General features: G+C 53.6%; 15 protein-coding genes and 1 riboswitch. Of the genes, 5 read left to right on the forward strand and 10 right to left on the reverse strand.

All coding sequences use genetic code 11. The features are described 5' to 3' along the window. Positions 1-3 precede the first annotated feature (3 nt). Both cspE and rlmA read left to right on the forward strand, forming a co-directional pair. The gene (gene cspE, locus ACQ3G7_RS10900) at positions 4-213 is read left to right on the forward strand and encodes a transcription antiterminator/RNA stability regulator CspE (protein WP_001062678.1); all 210 of its coding nucleotides are present in this window, start codon (positions 4-6) and stop codon (positions 211-213) included. A gap of 143 nt (positions 214-356) precedes the next feature. After that, complete coding sequence (gene rlmA / locus ACQ3G7_RS10905) at positions 357-1172, forward strand: 23S rRNA (guanine(745)-N(1))-methyltransferase (protein ID WP_430889817.1); 816 nt, start codon at positions 357-359, stop codon at positions 1170-1172. Here rlmA and mntP read toward each other — a convergent pair. From mntP to manX, 5 genes are all read right to left on the reverse strand, one after another. After that, the gene (mntP, locus tag ACQ3G7_RS10910) at positions 1169-1735 is read right to left on the reverse strand and encodes a manganese efflux pump MntP (RefSeq protein WP_430889818.1); all 567 of its coding nucleotides are present in this window, start codon (positions 1733-1735) and stop codon (positions 1169-1171) included. The genes rlmA and mntP overlap by 4 nt on opposite strands. Continuing rightward, positions 1736-1915, reverse strand: a riboswitch (yybP-ykoY riboswitch). A 196-nt stretch (positions 1916-2111) separates the two neighbouring features. Then, on the reverse strand, positions 2112-2570 hold the full coding sequence (locus ACQ3G7_RS10915; RefSeq protein WP_430889819.1) for a DUF986 family protein: 459 nt from the start codon (positions 2568-2570) through the stop codon (positions 2112-2114). A 56-nt stretch (positions 2571-2626) separates the two neighbouring features. Further along, positions 2627-3478, reverse strand: a complete 852-nt coding sequence (locus ACQ3G7_RS10920; protein ID WP_263100503.1) for a PTS mannose transporter subunit IID — start codon at positions 3476-3478, stop codon at positions 2627-2629. Positions 3479-3490: 12 nt separating this feature from the next. Continuing rightward, positions 3491-4291, reverse strand: coding sequence for a PTS mannose/fructose/sorbose transporter subunit IIC (locus tag ACQ3G7_RS10925; protein WP_430889820.1), 801 nt, complete (start codon positions 4289-4291; stop codon positions 3491-3493). 63 nt (positions 4292-4354) lie between these two features. Continuing rightward, positions 4355-5320 (reverse strand): PTS mannose transporter subunit IIAB, encoded by a 966-nt coding sequence (gene manX / locus ACQ3G7_RS10930; RefSeq protein ID WP_263100505.1) that lies wholly within the window; start codon positions 5318-5320, stop codon positions 4355-4357. Positions 5321-5672: 352 nt separating this feature from the next. Between manX and ACQ3G7_RS10935 the strand changes: the two genes are divergently transcribed. Further along, positions 5673-5786 (forward strand): hypothetical protein, encoded by a 114-nt coding sequence (locus tag ACQ3G7_RS10935; RefSeq protein ID WP_411554264.1) that lies wholly within the window; start codon positions 5673-5675, stop codon positions 5784-5786. Further along, positions 5774-7336, forward strand: a complete 1563-nt coding sequence (yoaE, locus tag ACQ3G7_RS10940) for a CNNM family cation transport protein YoaE (protein WP_430889821.1) — start codon at positions 5774-5776, stop codon at positions 7334-7336. Before ACQ3G7_RS10935 ends, yoaE begins: the two co-directional genes overlap by 13 nt. Positions 7337-7339: 3 nt before the next feature. Here yoaE and pdeD read toward each other — a convergent pair whose 3' ends face one another. The 4 genes from pdeD to pabB form a co-directional block, all read right to left on the reverse strand. Beyond that, positions 7340-8935, reverse strand: a complete 1596-nt coding sequence (gene pdeD / locus ACQ3G7_RS10945) for a cyclic di-3',5'-guanosine monophosphate phosphodiesterase PdeD (RefSeq protein WP_430889822.1) — start codon at positions 8933-8935, stop codon at positions 7340-7342. A 165-nt stretch (positions 8936-9100) separates the two neighbouring features. Next, complete coding sequence (gene sdaA / locus ACQ3G7_RS10950; RefSeq protein ID WP_430889823.1) at positions 9101-10465, reverse strand: L-serine ammonia-lyase; 1365 nt, start codon at positions 10463-10465, stop codon at positions 9101-9103. Positions 10466-10650: 185 nt separating this feature from the next. After that, entirely contained in the window at positions 10651-11229 is a 579-nt protein-coding gene (locus ACQ3G7_RS10955) for a CoA pyrophosphatase (RefSeq protein WP_430889824.1), read from the reverse strand. A 3-nt stretch (positions 11230-11232) separates the two neighbouring features. After that, a complete protein-coding gene (pabB, locus tag ACQ3G7_RS10960) occupies positions 11233-12585 on the reverse strand; it encodes an aminodeoxychorismate synthase component 1 (protein ID WP_430889825.1) in 1353 nt (450 codons plus the stop codon). 84 nt (positions 12586-12669) lie between these two features. Here pabB and ACQ3G7_RS10965 point away from each other — a divergent pair, with 84 nt between their 5' ends. Next, on the forward strand, positions 12670-12849 hold the full coding sequence (locus tag ACQ3G7_RS10965) for a YoaH family protein (protein WP_061496578.1): 180 nt from the start codon (positions 12670-12672) through the stop codon (positions 12847-12849). On the opposite strand, the gene ACQ3G7_RS10970 is transcribed toward ACQ3G7_RS10965, so the two are convergent. Next, positions 12850-13194 (reverse strand): RidA family protein, encoded by a 345-nt coding sequence (locus ACQ3G7_RS10970; RefSeq protein WP_430889826.1) that lies wholly within the window; start codon positions 13192-13194, stop codon positions 12850-12852. Positions 13195-13292 lie beyond the last annotated feature (98 nt).

Here is a 13292-nt window from a genome sequence, read left to right on the forward strand (position 1 = left end):
CAAATGGCAAAGATTAAAGGTCAAGTTAAGTGGTTCAACGAGTCCAAAGGTTTTGGTTTCATTACTCCTGCTGATGGCAGCAAAGACGTGTTCGTACACTTCTCTGCAATCCAGGGTAACGGTTTCAAAACTCTGGCCGAAGGCCAGAACGTTGAGTTTGAAATTCAGGACGGTCAGAAAGGCCCGGCTGCAGTTAACGTAACTGCTATCTGATTTCGACACCTCTGAGCTTGAAGCGCCTCGTGCGCATCAATGTCAGCGATAAAGCCTCGCCATTGTGCGGGGCTTTTTAATTTCCCCGGTACGGCAAATGGCGGTACACTTTCGCCTTTTGAGAAATCCCCTCCGGAGTCTTTATGCCTTTCAGTTGCCCGCTGTGTCACGCGTCGTTAAATCGTCGTGAGAATGCCTTTGTTTGTCCGCAACGACACCAGTTTGATATTGCAAAAGAAGGCTATGTGAACTTGCTGCCAGTGCAGCACAAACGTTCACGCGATCCCGGAGACAGCGCAGAGATGATGCAGGCGCGGCGTGCATTTCTTGATGCCGGGCACTACCAACCGTTACGTGATGCTATTAGCGCCCTTTTGCACGCGAGACTGCCAGAGCAGGCGGATGCAGTGCTGGATATTGGCTGTGGGGAGGGATATTACACGCGGGCTTTTGCCGCAATTGCAGAGCAGCACGGGGCACGCACATTTGGCCTGGATGTCTCGAAAGCTGCGATTCGTGCTGCCGCGAAACGGTATTCGCAGGTGATGTTCTGTGTGGCATCCAGCCATCGTTTACCGTTCGAAGATAACAGTATCGATGCGCTGGTGCGTATTTACGCACCCTGTAAAGCCGATGAGCTGGTGCGTGTTGTTAAACCCGGCGGGGTGGTGATCACTGCCGCACCCGGTCCGCGCCATCTGATGGAGCTTAAAGGCCTTATCTATGATGATGTGCAGTTGCACGCAGAAAATACAGGCGAGATCGCGGGTTTTACCGTTATCGGTCAGCAATCACTGGCTTATGAGATGACGTTAACTGGTCAACAGGCCGTAGCGTTATTGCAGATGACGCCGTTTGCGTGGCGCGCGAAAGCGGACGTGTGGGAAACATTAGCGGCAACGGAACATTTCCGCTGCCAGACGGATTTCAGCATTCACTGCTTACAGCGGGACAACTAACCTGCGAAGTGGCTCCACAGGATCTGCGCGCCAATACCAATCAGTACGATCCCGCCGAGGATCTCGGCGCGTTTGCCAAGCCACGGGCCAATAAAACGACCAATCATCATCCCCAGCGTGGACATGATGAGTGTGGCGCAGCCAATTGCCAGCGCAGTGGCGATAATATTAACCTGCAGGAAAGCCAGCCCGACACCGACGGCCATGGCATCCAGGCTGGTCGCGATAGCTGTAGTGACCAGCAACCAGAAACCGTGGCGTTGTGGGGTCTCAGTCGTTTCGGCATCATCACCGCTGAAGCCTTCCAGTATCATACGTCCGCCGAGAAAGACCAGCAGTACAAAGGCTATCCAGTGATTCCATTCCAGCACAAACTGGGTTGCCAGCATGCCCAGCCCCCAGCCGATTAACGGTGTCAGGGTTTCGATCACGCCAAAGATAAGGCCAGTGCGCAGGGCTTCTGAGAACCTGGGTTTGTGAAGTGTGGCGCCCTTGCCGATAGAAGCGGCAAATGCATCCATGGACATGCCAAAAGCGAGAAGGATAGTTGCAGATAAGTTCATAGGAGCGTCCAGACCGGGGTTCCATATAACACACCACTGCCCCCAGTAAATAGCAGTTGGTGTGCCAATGGTCTCGCCTGACTGATAATGTTCAGTCCGTACGTGCCACGTTTTGCAACGAGTATGTTGACACGTACATTTCCGGGTGGTGGAAATCGGCTACTCCCCAACGACGGACGCACCTTAACATATTTTGAGAATATAAAACAATAACAGGAAAATATAATTCTGTTTACCAATTGATAACGATTGTCATTTAGATTTAGGCGTGAAAATAACGTTAAATAATATAAGTATATTTGCTCGGAAATATAGCAAAGGCTATGATTGTGCGTGTTTTTTGTACGTCTGAATATAGTCTTTGCTATATCTTAAGCTATTGAGTTTTAACGAGAACTTTATATATTCTTTCCAGGTCGTCGATATTTCGCACACGAATAAGCAAGCGACGCTGTTCTAATTGCATTACCAGTACACCGTCTTCCGATAAATTCATCTCTTTAATACGGTTATATTCAATCCAGACATTGGCGAAGAAAAACCCCTGAGCTTTAAAGATGATCTTTGGCGTGCGGATCCAAAAGAGATAAACGCCGAGTAATGCCAGTGCAAATAATAACCACATACTTAATGTTGCACCGCCATTTATCGAGTTGTTATAGATAAGAATGACGAGCAGGCCGACAAAGATAGCGCCGTCGGTACGGCTTCTACGCAGTAGCGGAATGGTAAGCAGAGAAGGGCCTTTGCGTCCCGGCATAATGAATTCATCATACAGGGCGAAAGCCAGTAGAGCGGCAACAAACAGTATCAGCACGATATCCGTAATCGTCATTCTTCCTCCGGAACATAAAAAACGGGGGCATAAGCCCCCGGTTACAGCATTGCGAATTACAGACCCAGCAAGCCAATGGCGTAGCCGACAATCCCGATGACAAAGAACCCAACAATGATCCACAGCGGGTTCACTTTCTTACGCAGCAACCACATACAGGCGAAGGTCAGCAGTAGTGGCACCAGGCCCGGCATCAACTGATCAAGAATGGTCTGCACAGTGGTGACATTCGTTTTACCCGTCTGGTCGGTGATTTGTGACACCACCAGCGGAATGTTCACGTGCGTCCATTTGTTGACCAGCGCCCCCATCACAAACAGCCCGAGGATAGATGCACCTTCAGTCAGTTTCTGCAGAAAACCGCCGCCCATATCTTTAACGATATCGATACCTTTACGGTAACCGTACGCCACGCCGTAGTAGCGCGTCGCCAGACGGACAATATTAAACAGGAAAAAGAACAGTAATGGGCCAAGCAGGCTGCCGCTCATTGCGATCCCGGCGCCAAGCGCGGCGAAAACAGGACGGACAGTCCCCCAGAAAATCGGGTCGCCAACACCGGCTAACGGTCCCATCAGACCTACTTTGATACCGTTAATGGCACCGTCGTCGATCTCTGCGCCGTTTGCACGCTGCTCTTCCATCGCCAGCGTCACGCCCAGCACCGGAGCGGCAACGTAAGGATGGGTGTTAAAGAACTCCAGATGGCGTTTGATAGCCTGGCGGCGCGCTTCGTTATTTTCCGGATACAGGCGTTTAATCGCCGGCACCATGGAGAAGCAGAACCCCAGCGCCTGCATACGTTCGAAGTTCCATGAACCCTGGAACAGGTTAGAACGGATGAACACGCCGCGAATATCACCAGGAGTGAGTTTTTTCTCAGTCGTTGCTTTAGTCATATCAACCATGTCGCTCACCTGTTAATCCAGTTCGTTGTCGAGATCGTTAGATGCAGCCGCCTGAGCAGGACCGCCTGCAGAGCGGTTATATTTCGGGCTAACCTGAATGTAGAGAATCGCCATCACCGCGCCAATAACCCCCAGTGACACAAGGTTAAAGTTGGTGAAGGCCGCTGTTACGAAGCCGAGATAGAAGAACGGCATCAGGTAGCCTGCGCGCATCATGTTAATGACCATCGCATAACCTACTACCACAATCATGCCGCCGGCGATGTTCAGGCCGCTGGTCACCACTTCCGGAATGGCGTTCAGCATGCTCTGTACTTCGCTGGTTCCGACAGAGATAGCCACGATCACCGCCGGAATGGCGATACGCATGGCTTGCAGGAACAGAGAAGAAACGTGGATCCAGGAAAGCGCCGTCAGGTTGCCGGTTTCCGCTGCTTTATCCGCCGCATGCTGGAAGCCAACGGTGATGGTACGAACGATAATGGTCAGCACCTGACCTGCTGCCGCCAGCGGAATCGCCAGTGCGATACCCGCGCCGATGCTCTGATGCCCGCCAATAACCAGAATGGTCGAGATAATGGACGCCAGCGCCGCATCCGGCGCAACCGCCGCACCGATATTCATCCAGCCCAGTGCGATCATTTCCAGCGTACCGCCGATGATGATACCGGTTTTCATATCACCCAGGACGATACCCACCAGCGTACATGCCACCAACGGACGGTGGAACTGGAATTCGTCGAGTATCGACTCCATACCGGCAATACATGCGACAACGAACACCAGCACAATCTGAAGAGTGGTAATCTCCATTGTACTTCTCCTATAGCTAAATCAGACGTAAGTGTGAAAACTGAGTCAATCAGGCCGCCGCGGTTATTTCGCCACTTTGCTGATTAAATCCATCATTTTCAGTTTCGGGTCGTTTGAAACTTTACGGACTTCCAGCTCAATACCGCGCTCATTCAGTTTCTTAAACGCAGCGATATCTTTTTCATCCACCGAAACGGCGTTGTTCACCTGGGTTTTTCCCTGACGATACGCCATGCCACCGATGTTGACGGAGGTAATTTTGACTCCATCTTCAACGACGCGCAGCACATCGGTCGGGTTGGTGAACAACAGCATCACGCGCTCACCCGCATATTTTGGGTTGTTGTAGACGCGGCCCATTTTCGCCACATCCACCACATGCGCCGTCACGCCCGGAGGCGCTACCTGTGTCAGGAGTGTTTTACGCACGTTGTCCGCCGCCACTTCGTCGCTCACGACGATAATGCGTGTCACGTTTGTCTCTTTGGTCCAGCGTGTCGCCACCTGACCATGGATAAGACGGTCATCGATACGCGCGAGGCCAATCATCATGTAGTCATTTGGCCCCATCGGCCTTGCGGGAGCGGCGGCTTTCGCTGCCGGGGCAGGGGCTGGAGCGGGTTTTTCCACCGGTTGCGCCTTCAGCGCTTTCACGCCTTCGCGTCCGGTTTCAACCGCCAGCGCCACCAGCTCGTCGAAGGTGGGGTTATCATCCCTGGCCATCAGTGTCTCTACCAGCATGGGAATATTGACGCCGGCAATCACTTCGTAATGCTCTTTATCGACGACAATGCGGCTGGCAGCATTAAACGGACTGCCGCCCCATGTATCAACGAGAAATAGCACGCCCTTGCTGGTTTCCAGTTTCTCCAGTTGCGCGTTGTATTTTTCGATTAACGTTTCCGCGTTTTCCCCGGGAACGAAATCAATCCAACCGACGTTCTCCTGCTCGCCCAGCAGCATCTCGGCGGTTTTGAGCAGCTGCTCTGCAGCCCAACCATGTGTGCCTAGTACAATAGCAATGGTCACTTGCTACCTCCTTCTTCTTGTCGTAAACACATCGCGACTCGATGTATTGTGAATCGGCCTGACGGACCGAATCGATTCAGATAAGGGTTTAAGAGAACACCTATGACTTTCGAGAATTATTTTAGAGAGCGAAAAAATAATTTATGTGATGAAGATCCGTAATTTAGGTTTACTGTTTTGGAAATTTCGAACCGCGAAATATCCCCATAAACTGCAAAGTCTGGTAAATCTTTGCAAAATGTAAAGTCTGTCTGTTATGTTTACCCTCCGTTTAATTTGTCAGGAGTAAAGGGCAGCAGCCCGCCGTATGGACCGTCACCGACGTCAGTTCACCTTTTGGCCTTCCCGTGCCATGCATTCCGGCGTTTTCCGCCATTTCCCAAATACGTTCGATGTCATCACGCCTGTGCGTTTCCGCACGCCGTTTAGCCATTCCTTAAGCTGGAGCTTGTTATGGAATTCCTGATGGATCCCTCTATCTGGGCGGGATTGTTGACACTGGTTGTTCTGGAAATCGTACTGGGTATTGATAACCTGGTATTTATTGCCATCCTTGCCGATAAACTGCCACCAAAGCAGCGCGATAAAGCGCGTTTGATTGGTTTATCGCTGGCGCTGGTGATGCGATTAGGACTGCTGTCGCTGATCTCGTGGATGGTGACGCTGACAAAACCGCTGTTTTCCGTTTGGGACTTCACCTTCTCCGGTCGTGATTTGATCATGCTGTTTGGGGGTGTCTTTCTGTTGTTCAAAGCAACAACCGAACTGCACGAGCGGCTGGAAAACCGCGAGCACGATAGCGGGCACGGAAAAGGCTACGCCAGCTTCTGGGTGGTGGTGGTGCAAATCGTTATTCTGGATGCTGTGTTTTCCCTCGATGCGGTGATCACCGCTGTGGGCATGGTGAACCACTTACCGGTGATGATGGCGGCGGTGGTTATCGCTATGGCTGTGATGTTGCTGGCATCCAAACCGTTGACGCGTTTCGTCAATCAACATCCAACCGTGGTGGTGCTCTGTCTGAGTTTCCTGCTGATGATTGGTTTAAGTCTGGTGGCGGAAGGCTTCGGTTTCCATATTCCGAAAGGTTACCTCTACGCCGCGATCGGTTTCTCCATCATCATTGAGTTCTTCAACCAGATTGCGCGCCGTAACTTTATCCGCAACCAGTCGCATCTGCCGCTGCGCGCCCGCACTGCGGATGCCATTTTGCGTCTGATGGGCGGCCGTCGTCGCCAGACAAATCCGCAGATTGAAGCGGACAGCCAGGCGCAAGTGCCGGTGCCTGAAGGCGCTTTCGCGGAAGAAGAACGCTATATGATCAACGGCGTGCTGACGCTGGCTTCCCGCTCGCTGCGTAGCATCATGACACCGCGCGGCGATATCAGTTGGGTGGACGCGAACCTGAGCGTCGATCAGATTCGCCAGCAATTGCTGTCATCGCCGCACAGCCTGTTCCCGGTTTGTCGCGGTGAACTGGATGAAGTGATCGGTATCGTGCGCGCCAAAGAGATGCTGGTGGCGCTGGAAGAGGGGACGGATGTCGCCGCTATCGCGTCGGCCACGCCTGCAATTGTGGTGCCGGAAACGCTGGATCCGATCAAACTGCTGGCGGTTCTGCGCCGTGCACGCGGCAGCTTTGTTATTGTGACTAACGAGTTTGGCGTTGTGCAGGGTCTGGTCACTCCGCTGGACGTCCTGGAAGCCATCGCCGGTGAGTTCCCGGACGCTGATGAAACGCCGGAGATTATCACCGATGGTGATGGCTGGTTGGTCAAAGGGACCACCGATTTGCATGCGCTGCAACATACGCTGGGTCTGGACAGTCTGGTCAATGACGATGAAGACATAGCCACCGTTGCAGGTCTTGTCATCTCGGCAAAAGGTCAGATCCCTCAGCCCGGCGAGGTGCTGGAAATAGCGCCGTTGCATATCACCGTTGTCGAAGCCAACGACTACCGTGTTGATCTGGTTCGTGTTGTTAAAGAGCTAGTGGATCACGACGAAGAAGAGTAACCGTTACCCCTGTGTCAGCGGTAATTCGTGGCTGTTATGCCTGGCCGGCGGTGAGTTGTTTTCCGCCAGCCAGGCTGGAAAGTCGTTAATTGGCATCGGCCTGGCAAACAAAAACCCCTGCAATAACTGCACGCCCTGCTGGCGCAAATAGAGCGCCTGCTGCGGCTGCTCCACCCCTTCCGCCACCAGTTCAATATGCAACCGCTGCCCGAGGGCGATAATCATATCGGTGACCGTTGAGTTCACCGCATCGGTACCAATTGCTGTGGTGTAGGATTTATCAATTTTCAGGATGTCCGGGTGGAGTTTCTCCAGCCAGGCCAGGGAGCTGTTGCCGGTGCCAAAATCGTCAATCGCGATTTTTGTGCCTTTGCGGTGCAGTTCGCGCATCATGCGGGAATCCGCATCCAACAATGCATCGCGTTCGGTCAGCTCAATCACTAACTGCTGCGTGGGATGCAAGTTGTACCAGAGGTTGTGCAAGTCTTTTAATAACTCGCCATGGCGCAAATGACTGGGTGCGACGTTAATACCAATATGAAATTGCGGATCGTCAGGGAACAGTTCCCGTTGGCGTGCTGTTTCAGTAATAACATAGCGGGTGAGCGGGGCGATAAGGTGGTGATCTTCGGCAATCGGGATAAACACTTCCGGTGAAATCCACCCCTGACGCGGGTTATACCAGCGCAGCAATATTTCCACCCCGGTGCACTGCAGGTTGCTGGCGCTTATCACTGGCTGGCAAAACAGTTCAAATTCATGGGCGACCAGTCCGAGGTTGATCTCCCAGGAAAAACTCATGCGACTGGCGGTCGCAAACCAGGCAATAAAACCGGTCAAAAAACTCATCATCAAGGCCAGCGGTAATTGGGAAGGCAAATGCTGTAGCGCCAGTTGATCTGCGCCAGGGCCGCTCACGCTGATGGCAAAGGGAAACTGTGTGGAAGATTGCTGATAGTGTTTTTCATCCTGCTGCTGCGGCAACTGGTCCATCACACCTTTACCTTGCACCAGATGCCGACCATTAACGCTCAGGTTGACGCGCGTGATTAACGGCTCTTGGGGTTCGAGCATTAAATTACTCAACAACTCAATATTCACCACCTCCAGCACACCATTTTGTCCATCTTCGCGGGTGGGATACCAGAGAATAAGAATAGGTTGATCTTTCAGCAGTGATTGATCGGTGGAGAGCGCCATCAGCGGTTGGCTGGCTGGTAAGGAGGGCTGTAACTGATGAACCGGCACATTCCGATGACCAAAGATACTGGAGCAGTACAGTATGCCGTTTTCAATTAGCGCAATGGCGCGAACGGTTTGCAGAGAGGCAGCTTGTTTGCGCAACGTTTGATGGGCATCGTCGCAGGACATGCCAACGAGCGGCGTTACGACATCACGCCCGGCGATTAACGGTTGTATGAGCCGATCGAGCGTCTGTACGGCATGACTCGTATACGCGACAATGCGTTGCTGATTTATGTTCCGCTCCGAAATAAAGCGAAACGCCAAGGTGCAAATCAGGGCGACGGTGGCCACGACCACGCAAAAAATGGCCCGTTTATGTCGGTAGCTTTGAATGATCCGTTGAGCCGTTTGCATGCCATTGTCGCCTGTGGAATCCCTGGCTTGAGTTCCATGCCAGCACACTAAAAGTGTAGTGGGGAATCCAATAAACAACGAGAATATCGGCGATATATGATCGATCTGTGGCAGAAGAGCAAAAAAAAACGCCGTTCGGCTGAACGGCGTTGATGGGCGTGATGGTTAATCGCACTGAACCTTGATGGCTAACCCGCCGCGGGATGTTTCGCGGTATTTGGCGTTCATGTCTTTGCCCGTTTCATACATGGTCTCGATAACCTTATCGAGAGAGACACGCGGCGCGCTGGTGCGGCGCATCGCCATGCGCGAGGCGTTAATCGCTTTTACGGAAGCAATCGCGTTACGCTCGATGCAGGGTACCTGAACCTGACCTGCAACCGGGTCGCAGGTTAAGCCAAGGTTATGTTCCATGCCGATTTCCGCTGCAACGCACACCTGTTCCGGGCTGGCGCCCAGCAGCTCGGCAAGCCCTGCCGCTGCCATGGAGCAGGCAACACCCACTTCACCCTGGCAACCCACTTCCGCACCGGAAATTGATGCATTCATCTTATACAGTGCGCCAATTGCCCCGGCAGCGAGGAAATAGCGGATATAAATGTCCGGGCTGACAGACTCGATAAAGTGATCGTAATACGCCAGCACAGCAGGCACGATACCGCATGCGCCGTTGGTTGGTGCGGTAACAACGCGGCCACCTGCGGCGTTCTCTTCGTTGACCGCCAGCGCGAACATGTTCACCCAGTCGACCACATTCATCGGATCGTTGGAGAGCTTGTCACTCGACACCAGCATGCGACGCAGCGCGGAAGCACGGCGTGGAACACGCAGCGGTCCTGGCAGTACCCCTTCGGTATTCACTCCGCGATCGATACAGGCGCGCATGGTCGCCCACACATGCGCAAAGTACTCTTCAATCTCTTTTTTGCTGTGCAGCGCCAGCTCGTTTTGCATCACCATGCCGGAAAGCGATAGGCCGGTCTCTTTGCAATATTCCAGCATTTGCGTCGCGGAATTGAACGGGTAGGGAACGCTGACTGTATCGAGGGTTTCTTTGCCGAAATGCTCTTCGTCGACGATAAAGCCACCGCCGATGGAGTAATAGGTTTTGCTGTACGTGACTCGATCGCCGTTTAAGGCGGTAATGCGCATGCCGTTTTCGTGCAACGACAGGTTGTCGCTATGAAAGCGCATGCCATCATTCTGCGGGAAATCCACTTCATGGCGACCCTGCGCCAGCAGCAGGCGACCCCGGTTTTCTACATCGCGAATGAAGGCGGGAATGGTGTCGATATCCACAGTAGCGGGTTCGTTCCCCGCCAGCCCCATAATAATGGCGATATCGGTATGGTGGCCTTTCCCGGTAAGGGACAGTGAGCCGTAAACGTCCACCACTACGCGGGTGACATCGTCCAGCAATCCTTTTTCGACCAGGTCATCGACGAACTGCTTACCGGCCTTCATCGGGCCAACAGTGTGGGAAGATGAGGGACCAATCCCCACCTTAAACATGTCGAATATACTAATCACATTAACACTCCTGACAGGGTTACCGGGGGTTCCAGTAACGATGTAATAACTGCGCATAGTGTAAGAGGGAAGGTCACTGTCAGCTTAACTATTCACATGAATTAAACTAATGCGTAACCCTGATTAAACTAATAACGCGAAGTTGATCTCAGTCTGTCAAAAAGAGGCGTTGTGCAAAGTATAGTCTATGGCTTGCGCCCGATCTGCAGCGCCAGCGCACGAATAATGCCCGCCGTCATGCCCCAAACAAAATAATGCTGATACCAGGATAACCACACGCGATGCGCGTTGCCGTGACGATGCACATCCAGCGGATGATAACGGCCCAGGCGCAGCGCCTCCGCCAGCGGCATCTCAAACACAGCGGAGACTTCATCTTCACTGGCGTGGTAGTGCAAATCCGGCGGAATAACGCCAACCACTGGCGTGACCTGAAAACCGGTGACGCTATCCACCGGCGGCAGCACGCCGATCACTTCCACCGCGTCGGGAGGAATGGCGACCTCTTCCTGCGCTTCACGCAGCGCCGCAGCAATTAATGAGGCGTCGCTACTGTCGACCGCGCCGCCGGGAAAGGCGACTTGACCTGCATGTTTGCGCAGCAGTGGGGAGCGTTGCGTTAACAGCAAACCCGGCTGTTCGCGCCGCACGATAGGCACCAGCACTGCCGCCTGGCGCGAGTGAATGGTTTGCGGGCTAAGCTGTGGCCGTAAAAGTTGAAAGCGCGATAAAAAATCATCCAGGGTTAACGCCGGTTGTTCCACGAATCATTTCTCCAGTTGCCGCAGAATACGATTAACTTTATCAAAGGTTTCCTGATATTCCGCCTCTTCCTGACTATCGGCGACAATGCCGCCGCCCGCGGAACAGTAAATCTGCCCGTCGCAGGCGGTCAGCGTGCGGATCGTGATGTTGGTGTCCATATTGCCGCAAACGCTGATATAGCCAATGCTGCCGCACCAGGCATTGCGACGCTGCGGCTCCAGTTGATCAATAATTTCCATCGCGCGGACTTTGGGCGCACCCGTAATCGAGCCGCCGGGGAAGGCTGCGCGTAACAGATCGCAGGCTTGCCGACCGGGCGGGAGTGTTGCCGTAACGGTACTGACCAGGTGATGGACGGCAGGAAATGGCTCAACCACGAACAGTTCCGGCACCCGCACCGAACCCGGTAGCGCCACGCGGCCAATATCATTACGCATCAAATCGACAATCATCAGGTTTTCAGCGCGATCTTTTGCCGACGACGCCAGTTTCTTCGCCTGTTCCGCATCAGCCTGTGGGTCGGCAAGCCGTGGAAGAGTACCTTTGATCGGCCGTGTTTCGATATTGTCACCCTCAAGGCGGATAAAGCGCTCCGGTGAGAGGCTGAGTATCGCGCCCTGCTGCAAGCGCAGGAATGCGCTGAACGGGGCGCGGTTTTCACGGTTTAAGCGGCAAAAAGCCAGCCACTCATCTCCTTGATAATGCGCCTGAAAACGCTGCGCGAGATTGACCTGGTAACAGTCGCCGCTGTGCAACCAGGCCTGTACCTGGCGAAATTTTTCCCCGTACTCCTCCCGGCTCATGTTCGCCTGCCAGGCCGAGGTTAAGCGGAAATCCTCCCGCTGCGGCGCGGTTTGCGCGTTCAGCCAGGCCAGACGTGCATTGACATCGCCATGACTCAGCAGCGTCACCCGCTGGCGTTGATGATCCACCACCAGTGCCCAATCATAAATTCCCACGGACATCTCTGGCAGGGCGAGATCCTGTTCGGCATGCCGGGGAAGTTTTTCAAAACGTCGGCCTAAATCATAACCAAACAGGCCTAACGCGCCGCCCTGAAACGGCAGCTCCGGGTCAGAAGCGCTGCGAAAGCCACACTCGTCGAGGGCGTGTTGTAACAGCTGCAACGGATCATCACTCGATTCTTGTGTATCGTTAAGGGTGGTGATCTCGCCGCGCGTGATGAGCGTCGTCAACGGTTCGGCCACCAGAATATCAAAGCGATTGTGCGGATGATCGGCATGGCCTGAATGCAGCAGCATGGCCCACGGCTGATGGCTGAGCGGGGCAAAGTAGTGTTCGGCAGCGTCGGAGCGCCACGGCAGAGAGATTACGGCGGGGGATAACGTCTTCATTGAACCTGACTCATGTGCGTCTTTGCTGGTGAATAGCGCGACCGCGTGGAATAATTAGCGTCAACAATTTAGCAGGAGTTCACGATGTTTGCAGGTTTACCTTCCCTTAGCCACGAGCAACAGCAAAAAGCGGTGGAACGCATCCAGGAATTAATGGCCGGCGGCATGAGTAGCGGACAGGCGATTGCACAGGTTGCAGAAGAGCTGCGCGCCACCCATACCGGCGAGCGGATCGTGGCGCGCTTCGAAGACGAAGACGAGTAATTACACCGCGGCGATAATTTTAATTTCCACTTTGTAGCGCGGGTTCATCAGTTTCGCTTGCACAGTGCAGCGTACTGGCGCATGGCCTGCCACAACCCACTCATCCCAGGCTTTATTCATCGCGGCGAAATCACTGCTGTCGGCAAGAAAAAGGGTCGCGTCGAGGATACGCGTTTTATCGCTGCCTTGTTTTGCCAGCACCGCGTCGATTTGCGCCAGTGTGTTGGCGGTCTGTTCAAATGCATCGGCGTCCAGGTTCTCCGGCACGCCGGTGTAGTACAGCGTCTGATTGTGGATCACCGCATCTGACCAGCGGGCTGCTGCGTCAATTCGCACAATTGTCATAACCTTTTCCTTCTTATTCTCCATAGCGGGCAGGCAAGAGTGCCACATAAACCTGGCTGGCGTAAATCCGCACACCCTGACATAATCACTGTCGATTT

The sequence above is a fragment of the Kosakonia sp. N21 genome, from assembly GCF_050587465.1.
Lineage (GTDB): Bacteria > Pseudomonadota > Gammaproteobacteria > Enterobacterales > Enterobacteriaceae.